The organism is Streptomyces thioluteus (genome assembly GCF_039535865.1).
The window spans coordinates 1-16,845 of record NZ_BAAAXZ010000009.1; the positions used below are offsets into that span (position 1 = coordinate 1).

General features: G+C 72.5%; 11 protein-coding genes, 2 tRNA genes and 4 pseudogenes. 6 read left to right on the forward strand and 11 right to left on the reverse strand.

The genetic code is table 11. The features are described from left to right. From ABD794_RS00975 to ABD794_RS01010, 8 genes and pseudogenes are all read right to left on the reverse strand, one after another. A pseudogene (locus tag ABD794_RS00975) lies at positions 1–1,067 on the reverse strand (LCP family protein); the annotation flags it as partial. A gap of 332 nt (positions 1,068–1,399) precedes the next feature. Then, positions 1,400–3,410: pseudogene (gene rho / locus ABD794_RS00980) on the reverse strand (transcription termination factor Rho). A gap of 411 nt (positions 3,411–3,821) precedes the next feature. Continuing rightward, complete coding sequence (gene thrB, locus ABD794_RS00985) at positions 3,822–4,739, reverse strand: homoserine kinase (protein WP_344960388.1); 918 nt, start codon at positions 4,737–4,739, stop codon at positions 3,822–3,824. 330 nt (positions 4,740–5,069) lie between these two features. Further along, positions 5,070–6,146 (reverse strand): threonine synthase, encoded by a 1,077-nt coding sequence (gene thrC / locus ABD794_RS00990; RefSeq protein WP_344960389.1) that lies wholly within the window; start codon positions 6,144–6,146, stop codon positions 5,070–5,072. A 19-nt stretch (positions 6,147–6,165) separates the two neighbouring features. Then, positions 6,166–7,459: pseudogene (locus ABD794_RS00995) on the reverse strand (homoserine dehydrogenase). Positions 7,460–7,567: 108 nt separating this feature from the next. After that, positions 7,568–8,959: a diaminopimelate decarboxylase gene (gene lysA, locus ABD794_RS01000; RefSeq protein ID WP_344960390.1), complete on the reverse strand. Its 1,392-nt coding sequence runs from the start codon at positions 8,957–8,959 to the stop codon at positions 7,568–7,570. Between the two features lie 23 nt (positions 8,960–8,982). Then, the gene (gene nrtL, locus ABD794_RS01005) at positions 8,983–9,801 is read right to left on the reverse strand and encodes an ArgS-related anticodon-binding protein NrtL (protein ID WP_344960391.1); all 819 of its coding nucleotides are present in this window, start codon (positions 9,799–9,801) and stop codon (positions 8,983–8,985) included. 64 nt (positions 9,802–9,865) lie between these two features. Further along, on the reverse strand, positions 9,866–10,261 hold the full coding sequence (locus ABD794_RS01010) for a response regulator (RefSeq protein WP_425585892.1): 396 nt from the start codon (positions 10,259–10,261) through the stop codon (positions 9,866–9,868). 223 nt (positions 10,262–10,484) lie between these two features. Between ABD794_RS01010 and ABD794_RS01015 the strand changes: the two genes are divergently transcribed. After that, a tRNA-Arg gene (locus tag ABD794_RS01015) sits at positions 10,485–10,556 on the forward strand. A gap of 182 nt (positions 10,557–10,738) precedes the next feature. Beyond that, a tRNA-Arg gene (locus ABD794_RS01020) sits at positions 10,739–10,811 on the forward strand. Positions 10,812–10,952: 141 nt separating this feature from the next. On the opposite strand, the pseudogene ABD794_RS01025 reads toward ABD794_RS01020, so the two are convergent. Then, positions 10,953–11,763, reverse strand: a pseudogene (locus ABD794_RS01025) (polysaccharide deacetylase family protein). Positions 11,764–12,223: 460 nt separating this feature from the next. Here ABD794_RS01025 and ABD794_RS01030 point away from each other — a divergent pair. From ABD794_RS01030 to ABD794_RS01040, 3 genes are all read left to right on the forward strand, one after another. Then, complete coding sequence (locus ABD794_RS01030) at positions 12,224–13,159, forward strand: AurF N-oxygenase family protein (RefSeq protein ID WP_344960392.1); 936 nt, start codon at positions 12,224–12,226, stop codon at positions 13,157–13,159. 144 nt (positions 13,160–13,303) lie between these two features. Then, complete coding sequence (locus ABD794_RS01035; protein WP_344960393.1) at positions 13,304–14,044, forward strand: TetR/AcrR family transcriptional regulator; 741 nt, start codon at positions 13,304–13,306, stop codon at positions 14,042–14,044. Positions 14,045–14,053: 9 nt separating this feature from the next. Beyond that, the gene (locus tag ABD794_RS01040) at positions 14,054–14,323 is read left to right on the forward strand and encodes a hypothetical protein (protein WP_344960394.1); all 270 of its coding nucleotides are present in this window, start codon (positions 14,054–14,056) and stop codon (positions 14,321–14,323) included. A gap of 160 nt (positions 14,324–14,483) precedes the next feature. On the opposite strand, the gene ABD794_RS01045 is transcribed toward ABD794_RS01040, so the two are convergent. After that, entirely contained in the window at positions 14,484–15,143 is a 660-nt protein-coding gene (locus ABD794_RS01045; RefSeq protein ID WP_344960395.1) for a hypothetical protein, read from the reverse strand. Between the two features lie 13 nt (positions 15,144–15,156). Between ABD794_RS01045 and ABD794_RS01050 the strand changes: the two genes are divergently transcribed. Beyond that, entirely contained in the window at positions 15,157–15,582 is a 426-nt protein-coding gene (locus tag ABD794_RS01050; RefSeq protein ID WP_344960396.1) for a C40 family peptidase, read from the forward strand. Here ABD794_RS01050 and ABD794_RS01055 read toward each other — a convergent pair. Next, positions 15,557–16,840: a styrene monooxygenase/indole monooxygenase family protein gene (locus ABD794_RS01055; protein ID WP_344960397.1), complete on the reverse strand. Its 1,284-nt coding sequence runs from the start codon at positions 16,838–16,840 to the stop codon at positions 15,557–15,559. The genes ABD794_RS01050 and ABD794_RS01055 overlap by 26 nt on opposite strands. Positions 16,841–16,845: the final 5 nt, after the last annotated feature.

Consider the following 16,845-nt stretch of genomic DNA (forward strand, 5'->3'; position numbering starts at 1 on the left):
CGGACTCGGGATGGGCTTGTCGTCGTGGAGCGCCTGCCAGACCTGCTTGGCCTGGGGCAGCGGCGCGACCCGGTTCTTGTCCAGCAGATCGGCGCCGACCGGCAGGGTGGTCATGTGCATGTCGCTGGAGCCGATGCCCTTGAGCCCGTTGGCGAAGGAGAGCAGCTTGTTGACCGAGGCCAGATCGGAATCGGTGGTGAGCGCCTTGGTGGCGTGTCGGCGATCCCGTAGAGCTTGGCCGGGTTGGTGAACAGCCCGACGGACTTGACCTGGTCGATCAGCGCCTTGATGAACGCCTGCTGCATGCTTGATGCGGCCCAGGTCGCTGCCGTCGCCGACGCCGTGCCGGGTGCGCACCAGCCCCAGCGACTGCTCGCCGTCGAGCCGGTGGCTGCCCGCGGGCAGGTCGAGGTGGCTGTACGGGGTCGCGGATCCGCTTGGTGGTGGTGACCTCCGACGCCGCCGAGCTTGTCGATGAGCTTCTGGAAGCCGTGCGAAGTCCCACTTCCAGGTAGTGGTCCATGCGGATCCCGGTCATGGCCTCGACGGTCTTGACCGCGCAGACCGCGCCGCCGACCGAGTAGGCGTCGTTGAACTGGGCCCGCTTGACGGCCGGGCTCACCTTGCCGTCGAGCGTCCTGCACTCGGGGCGGGGAACCATGGTGTCCGCGCGGGATGCTGACGACGCTGGCCTTCTTGTGGCCCGCGTAGACGTGGACGATCATCGCGGTGTCGGAGCGGGCGCTGCCCTCGTCCCGGCCGTACTGGCCGTTCGCGCCGGCCCGCGAGTCGGAGCCGAGGACGAGGATGTCCTGCGAGCCGTTGTCCACGTTGTCGGGGCGGTCGGTGCCGAGGGCGGAGTTGATGTCGACGCCGTGCAGGTTGCCGTTGAGCTTGAAGTAGGCGTACCCGACGCCCGAGCCGCCCAGGACGACCACCGCCGTGGTCGTCCAGAGGGCTATTCGCCAGCCCTTGCGGCGCTCGCGGGGCTTGCGCCGGCGGCCACGGGGCCCGCCGGGCCGCCGGCGGCGCGCACCGGCCCTCGTACCCCTGGTCTCGTCCGCCATACGTTCCTCAGTCCTCCGCTGGTTCGGCTTCCCCCCTGCCGTCGTGGAACTCAGACGGCGAGGTCTGCGACAGGGTTGCACGGTGCCGTGTGAGGGCTTTCTTAGGAACGGGCCGGAATCGCGGCGCCCCGATCTTTCTCGCACCCCCTGCCACCTGCGTTTTCACCCGTTACGACGGGACTTGCGCGGGGTCGTGCGAGGCGGTGCCCCTGTGGCGGAAGTCTCAGAAGGTCACGAGGAGGACTCGGCAAGATCACGACGACGACAAGGCGACAAAAAGCGGAACCCCCCGTCGCTCTCGCGACGGGGGGTTCCGCTCCGGTACGGGACCGTCAGTCGTTGCCGTTGCCGGGCGCGGGCGCCGTCTTGGCGATCTGCATCAGGAACTCGGCGTTGGACTTCGTCTGCTTCATCTTGTCGAGGAGCAGCTCGATGGCCTGCTGCGAGTCCAGCGCGTGCAGCACACGGCGGAGCTTCCAGACGATGGCCAGCTCGTCGGCGCCGAGCAGGATCTCCTCCTTGCGGGTGCTGGACGGGTCGACGTCCACCGCGGGGAAGATGCGCTTGTCGGCGAGCTTCCGGTCGAGCTTGAGCTCCATGTTGCCGGTGCCCTTGAACTCCTCGAAGATCACCTCGTCCATGCGCGAGCCGGTCTCGACCAGCGCGGTGGCCAGGATGGTCAGCGAGCCGCCGTCCTCGATGTTGCGCGCGGCGCCGAAGAACTTCTTCGGCGGGTAGAGCGCGGTCGAGTCGACACCACCGGACAGGATGCGCCCGGAGGCCGGGGCGGCCAGGTTGTAGGCGCGGCCCAGGCGGGTGATGGAGTCGAGCAGCACGACCACGTCGTGACCCAGCTCGACGAGGCGCTTGGCGCGCTCGATGGCCAGCTCGGCGACGGTGGTGTGGTCCTCGGCCGGGCGGTCGAAGGTCGAGGAGATGACCTCGCCCTTGACCGACCGCTGCATGTCGGTGACCTCTTCCGGACGCTCGTCGACCAGGACGACCATCAGGTGGCACTCGGGGTTGTTGGTGGTGATCGCGTTGGCGATCGCCTGCATGATCATGGTCTTGCCGGTCTTCGGCGGGGCCACGATCAGACCGCGCTGGCCCTTGCCGATGGGGGCGACCAGATCGATGATTCGGGTCGTCAGAACACCGGGGTCGGTCTCCAACCGCAGGCGGTCCTGCGGGTAGAGCGGGGTCAGCTTGTGGAACTCGGGCCGCCCGCGGCCGGTTTCGGGCGCCATGCCGTTCACCGAGTCGAGGCGCACGAGGGCGTTGAACTTCTCGCGGCGCTCGCCGTCCTTGGGCTGGCGCACCGCGCCGGTGACGTGGTCGCCCTTGCGCAGGCCGTTCTTGCGGACCTGGGCGAGGGAGACGTAGACGTCGTTCGGACCGGGCAGGTAGCCGGAGGTCCGGATGAACGCGTAGTTGTCGAGGATGTCGAGGATGCCCGCGACGGGGATCAGGACGTCGTCCTCGGACAGCTGCGGCTCGTTCGCGAAGTCCTCGCGGCCGCGACGGCCACGGCGGTCGCGGTAACGGCCGCGACGGCCGCGGCGGCCGCCGTCGAAGTCGTCCTCGTCCTGGCGGGCCCTCGGGGGCGCGGCCGGCGCGCTCGCGCTGCTGGCGGCTGCCGCCCTGCTGGCCGGCGCCGGCGCCCTCCTCGCCACGGCCGCGGCGGTCGCGCTGACCGCGCTCGCCCCGCTCGCCGCGCTCCCGGCGGTCGCCCTTCTGGCCGCGCTCGCCGCGGTCCTGACGGTCGCCCTTGCGGCCGCCCTCGGCCTCGGCCTCCGGCTTCTCCGAGGTCAGCACCTCGGTGCGGGCCTCGGAGCGGGTCTCGGTGCGCGCCTCGGCGGCGCCCTCCGGGCTGCCGGCGGGCGCGGTGGCCCGACGACGACGGCGCTCGCCGGCCGGCGCCTCGTCGCCGCCGCCCTGGCCCGGGATCTCGATCTGCTGCTGGGCCGCGGCCGGCTCGGCGGCCTTCTCGGCCTCGCCCGTACGGGCCCGCGAGGTGGCACGGCGCTTCGGCTTCTCCGCCGGCGCGTCCGCGGCCGGCTCGGCCGCGGGCTTGGCGGCACCGCCGGAGGCGGCCTGCTTCTCCTTGATGACCTCGATCAGCTGGCCTTTGCGCATCCGCGCGGTGCCCTTGATGCCGAGGCCGGAAGCGAGCTGCTGGAGCTCGGCCAGGACCATGGCGTCGAGGCCCGTGCCCGAGCGTCGCCGCCGCGGGGCGGCGGAAGCACCGGTGGCAGGCGCGGCGGGAGCGTCCGTGGCGGGCGCGGAGGCACTCTTGTCAGTGCCGGCGGCGTTCACGCCCATCAGATCGGTGGTGTCGCTCACGAAGGGGTCCTTCCCTGGAGCGGGCGTCGGCCTGTCTGGCTCGGCGACCGGTTGTGCTGTCCGGCTGCGGTCTGCTGTGCGGACCGGGCCGGGGCGGTGGTCCGCCGCGGTACGGCGGAAGAATCAGTGCATTGATGCCGACGTGAAGGAATCAGTGAAGATAAAGACGCATCGCTTCACTCATGTCGCCCACGCCGATTCCGGAGCGTGCTCGAATCTGCTCAGGCAGTCTGGGAGGCTCCCGGAAGAAAAGCGGTCCCTGATCGGGACACAGAGCACCGAGCCGATGTGGCTTCGGGTGCAGACTTGAGGTTAACACTACCGGATCCCACAAACATTCCCCCTCTCAAAGACCGGCAACCGCGTTTTCGCGGGGCCCTTCTCCTGTCGAGCGCCGCCCCCGCTCCCGCCTCACGCGGCGAGCGGCAGCACGCTCGTCCCCCCGGCGTCGAGGGCCAGCCGGTTGGCCGCCCATCCCTCGCCCGCCAGCCGCGCGACCTTGTCGGCCGCGCTGTCCTCGACCAGCGCGAGCACCGTGGGGCCCGCGCCGGAGATGACCGCGGGCACGCCGTCCGCCCGCAGCCGGTTGACCAGGGCCACGCTCTCCGGCATCGCCGGGGCGCGGTACTCCTGGTGGAGCCGGTCCTCGGTGGCCGCGAGCAGCAGCTCGGGGCGCCGGGTCAGCGCCTCGACCAGCAGTGCGGCCCGGCCGGCGTTGGCCGCGGCGTCCACATGAGGGACCTGCCGCGGCAGCAGCCCCCGCGCGGTCTCGGTGGCCACCGCCCTGCCGGGGACGAAGACCACCGGAACGATGGAATCGGCCGGGTCCATCCGAATGGCCCGGGCCGCTCCCCCGTCCGTCCAGGCCAGGGTGAAGCCGCCGAGCAGGCACGCGGCGACGTTGTCGGGGTGGCCCTCGATCTCGGTGGCCAGCTCCAGCATCGCCGTCTCGTCGAGCCGCTCGGCCCCGCCTATCGTCACCGCCCGGGCGGCGACGATCCCCGCGCAGATCGCGGCGGCCGAGGAACCCAGGCCCCGGCCGTGCGGGATGCGGTTGGCGCAGACCACCTCGAGGCCGCGCGGCTGGCCGCCCAGCAGGTCGAACGTGGTGCGCAGGGACCGTACGAGCAGGTGGCTCTCGTCGCGCGGGAGGGAATCGGCACCCTCGCCGGCGATGTCGATGTGCAGCCCGGATTCGGCCACCCGGACCACGACGTCGTCGTAAAGACCCAGGGACAGACCGAGGGCGTCGAAGCCGGGACCGAGATTGGCGCTGGTGGCAGGGGTGCGCACTCGGACGGCGGCGGCGCGGAAGGCGGGACCGGCCATCGCTCGATGACTCTCCTTGGTGTGGCCTTGGTAGGGCGTGCGACATCCGCAAGGGCCGCGACGGCGAGACCGCATGGAGGGCGGCTCGGTTCTGCGACGGGGCGGAGTGAGGACAGCCTATCGAAGGAAGGTTCTGTGGCGACATAGGGCGCACAGGAGGCGCGCGATGCGTGTCGCCTGCGGCGCGCCGGATTTGAGACGGTCTTTCCCTGATCCTGCCCCTTCCTGTGCGACGGGGCGGTATCAGCGGGGCGGATCGGTCCGCGCGCCGGGCGGCCCCGTCGAAGGGGCGCCGCTCCGGCGCACGGACCAGGCCTTTCGCCGCGCGAGTTACTGCACGAGGCCGAGCCGCTCCGCGGCCACGGCCGCGTCCACCGGCACGGTCACCGGCTGCGGGGCGCCGGCCACGGCCCAGTCGGGGTCCTTGAGGCCGTTGCCGGTCACCGTGCAGACGATGCGCTGGCCCGGGTCGACCTCGCCCGCCTCGGCCGCCTTGAGCAGGCCGGCGACGCTCGCCGCCGAGGCGGGCTCGACGAAGACGCCCTCCTGCGCGGCCAACAGCCGGTAGGCGGCGAGGATCTGGCGGTCCGTCACCTCGTCGATGCGGCCGCCCGACTCGTCGCGCGCCTGCTCGGCGAACTGCCACGAGGCGGGGTTGCCGATGCGAATGGCCGTGGCGATGGTGTGCGGGTCCTTCACCGGGGCGCCGCGCACGATCGGCGCCGAACCGGACGCCTGGTAGCCCCACATGCGCGGGGTGCGGGAGGCGATGCCGTCGGCGGCGTACTCCCGGTAGCCGCGCCAATAGGCGGTGATGTTGCCCGCGTTGCCGACCGGCAGGACGTGGATGTCCGGGGCGTCACCGAGCGCGTCGACGATCTCGAAGGCCGCCGTCTTCTGGCCCTCGATACGCACCGGATTGACCGAATTGACCAGCGCCACCGGGTAGTTGTCGGCCAGGCCGCGCGCCAGGTCGAGGCAGTCGTCGAAGTTGCCCGCGACCTGGAGGATGCGCGCGCCGTGCACCAGCGCCTGGCCCATCTTGCCGAGCGCGATCTTGCCCTCGGGGACCAGGACGGCGCACACCATGCCCGCGCGCACCGCGTAGGCGGCCGCGGAGGCGGACGTGTTGCCCGTGGAGGCGCAGATGACGGCCTTCGCGCCCTCCTCCTTGGCGCGCGAGATGGCCATCGTCATGCCGCGGTCCTTGAAGGAACCGGTGGGGTTGGCACCCTCCACCTTCAGGTGGACCTCGCAGCCGGTGCGCTCGGAGAGCACCTGCGCCGGCACCAGGGGCGTGCCGCCCTCGCGCAGCGTGACCACCGGCGTGTCCGCCGAGACCGGGAGCCGGTCGCGGTACTCCTCGATGATGCCCCGCCACTGACGGGTGGGCTTGTTCGCACTCATGGTCGTTCCTCTTGCTTCCCTACTCGCCCTCAACGCGCATGATGCTCGCGACCCCCGCGCACCGTGTCCAGCCTGCGCAGCGCCTCGACCGTGGCCGACAGCGCGGCGTCGGCGGCCCGGTGGGTGACGACGACCAGCGCCGCCTCGCCGTCCTTGCCCTGCTGGCGGACGGTGTCGATGGAGACGCCGTGCTCGGCGAAGACCGTGGCGACCTGGGCGAGGACGCCCGGCCGGTCGGCGACGTCGAGGCTGATGTGGTACCGCGTGACCACCTCGCCCATCGGGCTCACCGGCAGCGCCGCGTACGCCGATTCCCCCGGGCCGGTGGCCCCGGCCAGCTTGTTGCGGCAGACGGCGACCAGGTCGCCGAGGACCGCGGAGGCGGTCGGCGAGCCGCCGGCGCCCGGGCCGTAGAACATCAGCTGCCCGGCCGCCTCGGCCTCGACGAACACCGCGTTGTACGCCTCGCGCACCGAGGCGAGCGGATGCGTCAGCGGGATCATCGCCGGGTGCACCCGGGCGGTGACCGAGCGGCCGTCGGCGGCGCGCTCGCAGATCGCCAGCAGCTTGATGGTGCAGCCCATCTGCTTCGCGGAGGCGAAGTCCGCGGCCGTGACCTCCGTCATGCCCTCGCGATGGACATCGTCCAGCCGGACCCGGGTGTGGAACGCGATGCCCGCCAGGATCGCGGCCTTGGCGGCGGCGTCGAAGCCCTCGACGTCCGCCGTGGGGTCGGCCTCGGCGTAGCCCAGCGCGGTGGCCTCGTCCAGCGCCTCGGAGTAGCCCGCGCCGCTGGTGTCCATCTTGTCGAGGATGAAGTTGGTGGTGCCGTTGACGATGCCCAGCACCCGGTTGACCTTGTCACCGGCCAGGGACTCGCGCAGCGGCCGGACCAGCGGGATGGCACCGGCGACGGCGGCCTCGTAGTAGAGGTCCACCCCGTGCTTCTCCGCGGCGGCGTGCAGCGCGGCGCCGTCCTCGGCGAGCAGCGCCTTGTTGGCGGAGACGACGCTCGCGCCGTGCTCGAAGGCGGTGGTGATCAGCGCGCGGGCCGGCTCCAGACCGCCGATGACCTCGACGACGACGTCGATGTCGCCCCGTTTGACCAGGGCCGTCGCATCGGTGGTGATCAGTTCCGCGGGGACGCCCTCGCGGACCCGGCCGGTCCGCCGGACGGCGATGCCGGCCAGCTCGACGGGGGCTCCGATCCGCGCCGTGAGGTCGTCCGCGTGCGTCGTCATGATGCGCGCCACCTCGGAGCCGACTACTCCACAGCCCAGCAGCGCCACTTTGAGCGGACGCGTACGCATCATGCGACCTCGTTTCCTGTACATCTTGGGTAATACACAGTCTCACTCACCGGACGGGTGGTTCCCCAGCCCGTCCAGCATCCGAGACTCCGCTGTTCGTCAGCGGCTTGGTCAGCCGACATCGAGCCGGAGCAGGTCCTCTTCGGTCTCGCGTCGGACGATCACTCGCGCCGTGCCGTCCTTGACCGCCACGACGGGCGGGCGCAGCGCGTGGTTGTAGTTGCTCGCCATCGACCGGCAGTACGCGCCGGTCGCCGGGACGGCGAGCAGGTCGCCGGGGGCGAGGTCCGCGGGGAGGAAGGCGTCGCGCACGACGATGTCACCGGACTCGCAGTGCTTGCCGACGACGCGGGAGAGCATGGGCTCGGCCGTCGAGGTGCGGGAGACCAGTGCCACGGAGTAGTCCGCGTCGTAGAGCGCCGTACGGATGTTGTCGGACATGCCGCCGTCGACGCTGACGTAGGTGCGCAGTCCGGGCAGCTCCTTGACCGTCCCCACCTCGTAGAGCGTGAAGGCGGTGGGTCCCACGATCGCGCGCCCCGGCTCGACGGAGAGCCGCGGCACGGCGAGCCCGGCGGCCGCGCACTCCCGCTCGACGATGGCGCGCAGCGCGGTGGCGATCTCGTGCGGCTCGCGCGGGTCGTCCTCGGAGGTGTAGGCGATGCCCAGGCCACCGCCGAGGTCGATCTCCGGCAGCTCGACGCCGTGCTCGTCGCGGACCTCGGCCAGCAGGCCGACGACGCGGCGGGCCGCGACCTCGAAACCGGAGGTGTCGAAGATCTGCGAGCCGATGTGCGAGTGGACGCCGACGAGCTCCAGCCCGTCGAGCTTGAGGACCCGGCGCACGGCCTCGGCGGCCTGTCCGCCGGCCAGCGGGAGGCCGAACTTCTGGTCCTCGTGGGCCGTGGCGATGAACTCGTGGGTGTGCGCCTCGACGCCGACGGTGACGCGGATCTGCACCCGCTGCCGCTTCCCGGCCTTCTGGGCGATGTGGGCGACGCGCACGATCTCCTGGAAGGAGTCGACGACGATCCGTCCGACGCCGGCCTCGACGGCGCGGGTGATCTCCTCGACGGACTTGTTGTTGCCGTGCAGGGCGATGCGCTCGGCGGGCATGCCCGCGGCGAGCGCGGTGGAGAGCTCGCCGCCCGAGCAGACGTCGAGGTTGAGCCCCTCCTCGGTCAGCCAGCGCACGACGGCGCGGGAGAGGAAGGCCTTGCCCGCGTAGAAGACGTCCGCGTCCGGACCGAACGCCTCGCTCCAGGCCCGGCAGCGGGCCCGGAAGTCGTCCTCGTCGAGGAAGTAGGCGGGCGTCCCGAACTCCTCGGCCAGGTGCTTGACGTCCAGTCCGCCGACGGTGGCCGTGCCGGCCGCGTCGCGGGCGACCGTGCGGGACCACACGCGCGGGTCGAGGGCGTTGAGGTCGGCGGGCGGAGCGGGGTGGTGTCCCTCGGGCAGGACGTCGGCGTAGCGGGGCCCGGCGGGGTGGGCGGAACGGCTCATGGTGGCGATCCCCTCGGAGGTGCTCAGAGGTGTGCGGGTGCGGTGATGCCGAGCTGGTGGAGGCCGTCTGCGAGCACCGTTCCCGTGGCGTCGGCGAGGGCCAGCCGGGCGCGGTGGACGACCGAGGGTTTCTCGTCGCCGCGGGGCAGCGGCGTACACGTCGTCTGCCAGCGCAGGAACGCGTCGGCCAGCCGCTCCAGGGCGCGGGCGAGCCGCTCGGGGTCGCGGGCGGCGGCGATGCGGGGGTGGTCGGCGAGGACGGTCAGCAGGGGGGCGTCCCCGTCGCCGTAGGCCTCCTCGACCTCCGGGCCGAAACCGAGGTCGCGGGCGTTGCGCAGCAGCGCGCGGCAGCGGGAGTGCGCGTACCGCACCCGGAAGAGGGGGTTGCTCTCGCGCTGGACGAGGAGCAGATCGCGGTCGAGACCCGGGGGGCAGAGGAGGCTCCACCGGGCGGCGTCGGGGCCGAGTCGTCGCACCAGCGCGTCGGGGGGGCGCAGCGGAAGCGGTTCGCTCTGGGCGCGTGATGCGAGCGCCTCCCGTACGAGCCGTCCGTGGTGCGGGCCGTCGAGGGTGATGTTGAGGAACCCGGGCCCGGCGATCTCGACCCGGGCGATGCCCGGCTCCCGTGCCAGTCGGCGCCGCAGCACCTCGGCCACGTCCCGGGCGGGCCGCCCGCTGTCCTTGGCCAGCCGCAGCGCGATGCCGGTGGCGTAGTCGCCGCATCCCGGCCGGGGCGGCACCCGCACACCGGCCGTCGCCGGCACCGCGGCACGCAGTTCGTCGGCCTCGACGGCACGACGCACGGCGTGGAGCACGGTGCGGGAGAGATCGGCGGGGGTCACGGGACCAAGACTAGGGGAGGAGGCGGGTCGCTCCGCCAACAGGTTTCCTCCGGGCCGTCGCGTTCTACCCCGCGGGCCGGACGGCCGGCTCCGCATCCCCCGGTGCGGCGCCCTCCGCCGGCACCGCCTCCCCCGCTCCCCCGCGGCCGCGCCGCAGTCTGCGCACCATCCGTACGAGCTCGGCGGGCTCGAACGGCTTCGCCAGGAACGCGTCCACCCCCGCCGACCGCCCGCTCTCCACTTCCAGTTGGGTGCAGGCGCTGATGATGGCGACGGGTATGTGCCGCGTGCGCGCGTCGGCCCGCAGCCGCGCTGCCGTCCGCAGCCCGTCGAGCCGGGGCATCACGAAGTCCAGTGTCACGACGTCCGGGCACACGCTGTGCACGATCTCCAGGCACTCGGCACCGTCGGCCGCGGTCACGACCTCGAAGCCCTCCAGCTCGAGATTGACCCTGATCAACTGCCGGATGACCCTGTTGTCATCGACAACAAGGACCCGGCCGGACAAGCCAGGCACAACCCCGAGAGTAGGCGTGCGACCGGCGCCGCGTCCGGCTTTTCCGCACTTCCGCCCCCTGCGGGCGAGCGCCCCCGGCCCCGCCCGGCAACCCGTTACGGATCACCCGGCCGGAGCTGGTAGTGTTCTTTCTGTCGCCGCGAGCGAGAGCTCGAACGGAAGACGCGCCCCCGTAGCTCAGGGGATAGAGCAACGGCCTCCGGAGCCGTGTGCGCAGGTTCGAATCCTGCCGGGGGCACTTCGAAGGAAGTGCCGGAAGACCCCGTGATCGACCACCAGGTTGATCCGGGGTCTTCGTGCATGTGCGGGTGGATGACGGAAAGCGAACCGCGTGAGGGCCGTCACAGCATTCGCTTCCGCGATGGCCCCGCTCGTGGTCATCGCGACCCGGACGAGCATGTAAAGTAGTTCTCGCAGCCCGCGCTCGTAGCTTAACGGATAGAGCACTTGACTACGGATCAAGAGGTTGCAGGTTCGAATCCTGCCGAGCGCACTGTGAAGGCCCGTTCCGATTCCGATCGGAACGGGCCTTTTGCGTACGCGGAGGTGCGAACGCACGGCGCGCAGGCCGGGCTTGGGGGAGCCGCGGCCTGAAGGCGCCGGAACGATTCGGGAGTTCGTCGTGCCCGGGGGTTCAGATCTTCGGGAAACTGAAGCCGTATCCCTGCTGCTTCAGCCAGGGAAGCGTTTCTTCCATCGCGGCCAGCGACTGGCTGCGGTCGCCGCCCGCGTCGTGGAAGAGGATCGTGGGGCCGTCGGCCACCTCCCGCTTGACGTTGGCCACGATGCGGGCCGTCCCCGGGCGCTGCCAGTCGCGGCTGTCCACCTGCCAGCCGAGCGGGCGCATGCCGTGGGCCGCCGCCACCTTGCGGCTGTAGGGGGTGAAGGCGCCGCCGGGGGGCGCGGTAGTAGCGGACCTTCGTCCCGTCGCCGGCGGCCTCCTCTATCAGCTTCTGTGCGTCGAGGATCTGGCTCGCCTGGTAGGACTCGGGCCGCTTGTCCATGGCGGTGTTGTGGTCCATGGAGTGGTCGCAGAGCCGGTGGCCGTCGGCGACGACCTTCTTCACGAGCGACGGGTACTCCTTGGCGCGCGGACCTATCATGCAGAACGTCGCCTTGACGTTGCTGCGCCGGAGCAGGTCGAGCACCTTGGGGGTCCAGACGGGGTCCGGGCCGTCGTCGATGGTGAGGTTGACGACCTTGCCGGGGCTCTCGCTGTCGTGCGAGATCTCCTCCGACACCGGGCCGCCCGCGTCGGGTTCGGCCGCCTTGCCCCGCTCGCGGGGCACCTTCGCGGTGGGCGCGTCCGCGGCGGCCCGCCCGCTCTTCCCGTCGTCCGAGCCCTGACTGGCCATCGCCACCGAGCCCAGTATCACTCCGAGGAGTGCCACTCCCGACGCGGCCGCCACCGCGATGTGCCGCCCCCGCCCGGTAGATTGCGTCATGAACGATCCACTCCCTCGCACGCCTGTCTGTACCCTGCCCGCGAAGACGTGCTTGTACCGCAAGTCGTTCCCTTATGCGGTATCGCTCACAAAACAGTGACAAAGCAGGCACCAGGTGCCTGAAAAGTCCTCAATCACCGTACGGCGTTCACTCTTCCGGCCTTCGCGCTCCATCTTCCCCCGGAGCCGCCCCTTCCAGCGCCCACCCTCCCCCGGTATCAGGACTCCCGTGTCCGCACAGGCCCGTTGGAACCGTTCGCCCCACAGGCCGCTGCCCTTCGCACACGACACGATCCTGTCGGACAACAACGTCAGGAACAAACGGAGATGATCCCGGGCCCTCCCAACTCCACGCCCCCTGCGGCCGGGACGGAGTCGCCGCAGGGGATTGACGGGCTTGCTGACAAGTAGTCTCATAAGCGCTGACCCCGGGTAACCCGTAAGTGAGGTGGGATCGGCCATGGCAGAACGGACGCACGGGACATCCGTGACGGACGCCGACGCGCTCGGGCCGCTCAAGGACCGCGAACAGACCGCCCTGCGGCTGCTGGAGTCCTCGGCCAGGCACTCCTTCGACCCGGACACCGAACTCGACTGGGACGCGCCGCCGGAGGAGGGCAAGTGGTACTGGCCGCCCGAGCTCGTCTCCCTCTACGGGACGCCGCTGTGGCGGCGGATGACGGAGGAGCAGCGCCTGGATCTCTCCCGGCACGAGGCGGCGTCGCTGGCCTCGCTGGGCATCTGGTTCGAGCTCATCCTGATGCAGCTGCTGGTCCGGCACATCTACGACAAGCCCGTGACGAGTGCGCACGTGCGGTACGCGCTGACCGAGATAGCGGACGAGTGCCGGCACTCGAAGATGTTCGCCCGCATGATCGAGCGCGGTGGCGCGCCCGCGTACCCCGTGCCGCGGCTCCACCACAACCTGGCGCGGATCCTCAAGACCGTCTCGACGACGCCCGGTTCCTTCGCCTGCACCCTGCTCGGCGAGGAGATCCTCGACTACATGCAGCGGCTGACGTTCCCCGACGAGCGGGTGCAGACGCTGGTGCGCGGCGTCACGCGGATCCATGTGGTGGAGGAGGCCCGGCACGTGCGGTACGCACGGGAGGAGCTGCGGCGGCAGATGCGGAGCTGCCCGCGGTGGGAGGCGGAGCTGACGCGGCTGAGCTGCGGGGAGGCTGCGCGGGTGTTCTCGGTCGCGTTCATCAACCCGGCGGTGTACACCAACGTGGGGCTGGACCGGCGGGAGGCGGTGGCGCAGGTGAAGGCGAGCGGCCACCGGCGGGAGGTCATGCAGGCGGGGGCGAAGCGGCTGACGGACTTCCTGGACGAGATCGGGGTGCTGCGGGGTGCCGGCCGCAGGCTGTGGCGCAGCTCGGGGCTGCTGGCGTGAGGGTGCTCGCCCCTCCGCGCTCCGCGCGGTGAGCGGAGCTCCGCCCCTGCACCGCGCAGCGGGCGGACCCCCCGGAAGAAATCCGGAGGAAAAGGCGAAAGGGCGGGGAGGGTGCAAGTACCCCCCACCCACTACCCTTCCCGCATGACCGGCAGCAACAGCAGCGGAACCGCCTCCTACCGCCGGCTCGACGTCGCCCGGCGCCGCGCCCAGCTGATCCGGGCCGCGCTCGGGCTCTTCGCGCACCGGGCGCCGGAGGACGTCTCGCTGGACGACGTCGCGGTCGCCGCCGAGGTCTCGCGGCCGCTGGTCTACCGCTACTTCCCGGGCGGCAAGACGCAGTTGTACGAGGCGGCGCTGGGCAGTGCGGTGGCGGAGCTCACGCAGTGCTTCGCCGTGCCGGAGGAGGGGCCGCTCACCCGGCGGCTGGCCGGGGCCCTCGACCGCTACCTCGCCTTCGTGGACGAGCACGACGCCGGGTTCAGTGCGCTGCTGCGCAGCGGCAGCGTCGTGGCGACGTCCCGGACCGGGGCGATCGTGGACGAGGTGCGGCGCAGCGCCGCGGGGCACATCCTGGCGCACCTGCGGGTGCCCGAGCCGGGGGTGCGGCTGCGGATGGCGGTCCGCACCTGGATCACCGCGGTCGAGGGCGCGTCGCTGACCTGGCTGGACGAGGGCAAGCAGCCGGCCGTGGAGGAGCTGCGCGACTGGCTCGTGGACCACTTCGTGGCGCTGCTCCTGGCGACCGCCGCGCGCGACGCGCAGACGGCCCGGGTGGCCGCGGCGGCACTCGCCCTGGAGCCCGCCGACGGGGCGGTGGCGTCTCTGGCGCGCCGGACGGTGGCGCTGCTCACGGAGGCGGAACACCTGCTTCCCGCCCCGTAGGCTCGGGCCGTGCGAAGCGAAGACGTGCCCTTCGAGGGCGGGCCCCTGGACGGCCGGGTGCTGCCGGTACTGCTGGGGCCGACGGGGCATCCCCCGAAGGTGTACGAGGTGCCGGTGCCCGACGCGGACGGCGGTCCGCCGACCGTCCTGGTCTACCGGCGGGCCCAGGCCGGCACGACGCGCCGGCTCGGGCTGCCGAAGGGCTGGAAATACACGTACGCCCCCGAGGGCGGGCGGCGCACGGGCCCGCGGTGGCCCTGGTCCCGGCCCGACGCATAACCGGTGGACGGCAACCAACCGTCCAGCGAATTGACCGCATTGGGCGGTTTCGACCCCAGGCGTGGCCACTACGCACCAATAATGCTACTGCCGCATGACACGATCCTCCCGAGGTCCGACCGGACCGCGAAACGGACCTCGGCCCGGAGGTGAACCCGTGTCAGGACGGCTGGTGCGCCGCTTGTGCGCCGTACTGCTGGCCGCCGCCGTCACCCTGTCCGCCCCGGACCCCCGCGTGCACGCCGACCCGCCGCCCGGCCAGCCCGTCAGCGCGCTGCTCGGCCGGCTGCGCACCCTCCACCGGTCCGCCGAGGAGGCCACCCGGGCGTACGACGTCACCGACGCGAAGCTGCGCCTGCAGCGCACGGCGGTGGCCCGGTCGGAGGAGGAGCTGGCCCGGGCCAGGACCGAACTGGCCGACAGCCGCGACGAGGCGGGCCGGCTGGCCCGCGAGCAGTACCGGGGCACCACGGAGGCCCTCTCCCCCGTCATCACCTTCCTGTTCACCGCCGACCCGCGGCCCGCGCTGGACCGCCGGCACGAGCTCCGGCGCGCGGCCGGGCGCCGGGCCGGCACGCTCGGCCGGCTCGCCGACGGCGCCCTGCACATCTCCGCGCTCGCCCACCGGGCCCGCGAGGCCCTCGACGTCCAGCTGAGCCTGGCCGCCCGGAAGCAGCGGCAGCGCGACACCGCCCGGGACAGGCTCGACGAGGTCGAGAAGCTGCTGGCCGCGCTGACCCCGGCCCAACTGGCCGAGCTGCGGCGCCTGGAGGAGAAGGAGCCCCCCGGCGGAACCACCGGCCGGGAGCCCTCCGCCCACCCGGCACGGCGCGATGGCCGTCGACTACGCCTACCAGCAGCTCGGCAAGCCCTACGTGTGGGGCGCGGCGGGCCCGGCGTCCTTCGACTGCTCGGGCCTCACCTCGCAGGCGTGGGCCCACGCGGGCAGCGCCATCCCGCGCACCAGCCAGGAGCAGTGGCGGTCGCTGCCCAAGGTGCCGCTGGACCGGCTGCGCCCCGGCGACCTGGTGGTCTACAACCGGGACGCCACCCACGTGGCCCTCTACATCGGCGCCGGCCGCGTCATACAGGCACCCCGGCCGGGCACGGTGGTGCGGGTCTCCCCGCTCACCGCCAACCCGCTGCTGGGGGCCGTACGACCGGACGCGGGCGACGAGCCGCTCGCCCCGCCGCTGCCCGTCCTCCTCGGGAACGCCGTGAGCTCCCCCGCGCTCACGCGCCGGCCGGGGACGGGCTGACCGCCCGCACCACCTCCCTCAGATACGCCTCCGCCGTCTCCTCCTCGAAGAGCCAGCCCTCGAAGTCGGCGGGATCCGCGAAGCCGTTGGCGAACCGGTCGGCGACCGGCTGGAGCCCGGCCGCGGCCCCGATCAGCCGCCGCAGGTGCCCGGGCGCGGGCGCCAGCATCGCGTTCGTCCACCGGGTGGCGTGCCGGGCGTCCGCCATCCACCAGCGGTCGAAGGCGGACCGCATCCACGCCTCGTCGAACGGGCCGTCCCCGTGTTCCACGACGGACGCCAGGTACGAAGCGGCGCACCGGGAGGCCGAGTTGGCCCCCTGCGTGGTGACCGGGTCGTTGACGACGACGGCGTCACCCACCCCCAGCACGAGCCCGCCGGACGGCAGCCGCCCGACCGGGTCGCGGACGACCGGCGTGTAGCGGCCGGCCAACGTGGCGCCCGCGTCGGTCAGTTCGACCTCGGTGGCCCGCCCGTACTCCCACGGCGTGAACCGCTCCACCAGTGCCAGCATCCGCGCCAGGTGCTCGGCCGGGCCGTCCACCGCGCGGAAGACGTCGAGCGGCCCGCCGGGCAGGCCCTCCCAGAAGAGGATGTCGGCCCGGCCGGACAGGGTGAGCGTCGGCATCACCAGCAACTCCCCCACACCCGGCACGATGTTGCAGCGCACCGCGTCGTACTCCGGGCGCTCCGGGCGCGGGCCCAGGCCGTGCACGTACGCGAGCGCGAGGCAGCGCTGCGGGGCGGTGTACGGCGAGCGGGCCGCGTCCCGGGGGAAGAGGCCGGCCAGTTCGCCCTTGCCCGCGGCGACCAGCACCAGGTCGTAGCGGCTCGCGAAGTAGTCGAGGTCGCCGACGGAGACCCCGTGCACGACGAGCCGGCCGCCGCGCGCGGCGAAGGTCTCCAGCCAGCCGGCCATCTTCAGCCGCTGGTCCACGGACTGGGCGCAGCCCTCCAGCCGGCCGACCCAGTCGACGATGCGCCGCACCCGCCCGGCCCCGCCGGGTCCGGGCGGCCCGGCCACCGAGACGCCGAGCCCCTCGATGCGCGGGGCGCGGTCGTGCCAGAAGTCGATGCCGAGCTCGCGCTCGTGCGCGAGGGCGGAGGCGAACATGACCTGGGTCGAGGTGACCCGGCCGGAGCGCATCTCCTCGGCCGTGCGGCTGGAGACGAGCGTCACGTCGTACCCCCGGGCCTGGAGGCCGAGGGCGAGCTGGAGGCCGGACTGGCCGGCCCCGACTATGAGGATCCGTCGCATGGCTC

Bases quoted from the DNA above. Each gene is read 5' to 3' on its own strand.
- ABD794_RS01030 (WP_344960392.1), top strand. From the start codon at position 12,224: ATGGCAGAACGGACGCACGGGACATCCGTGACGGACGCCGACGCGCTC.
- ABD794_RS01035 (WP_344960393.1), top strand. From the start codon at position 13,304: ATGACCGGCAGCAACAGCAGCGGAACCGCCTCCTACCGCCGGCTCGAC.
- thrC (WP_344960389.1), bottom strand. From the start codon at position 6,146: ATGAGTGCGAACAAGCCCACCCGTCAGTGGCGGGGCATCATCGAGGAG.
- lysA (WP_344960390.1), bottom strand. From the start codon at position 8,959: ATGAGCCGTTCCGCCCACCCCGCCGGGCCCCGCTACGCCGACGTCCTG.
- ABD794_RS01055 (WP_344960397.1), bottom strand. From the start codon at position 16,840: ATGCGACGGATCCTCATAGTCGGGGCCGGCCAGTCCGGCCTCCAGCTC.
- thrB (WP_344960388.1), bottom strand. From the start codon at position 4,739: ATGGCCGGTCCCGCCTTCCGCGCCGCCGCCGTCCGAGTGCGCACCCCT.
- ABD794_RS01050 (WP_344960396.1), top strand. From the start codon at position 15,157: ATGGCCGTCGACTACGCCTACCAGCAGCTCGGCAAGCCCTACGTGTGG.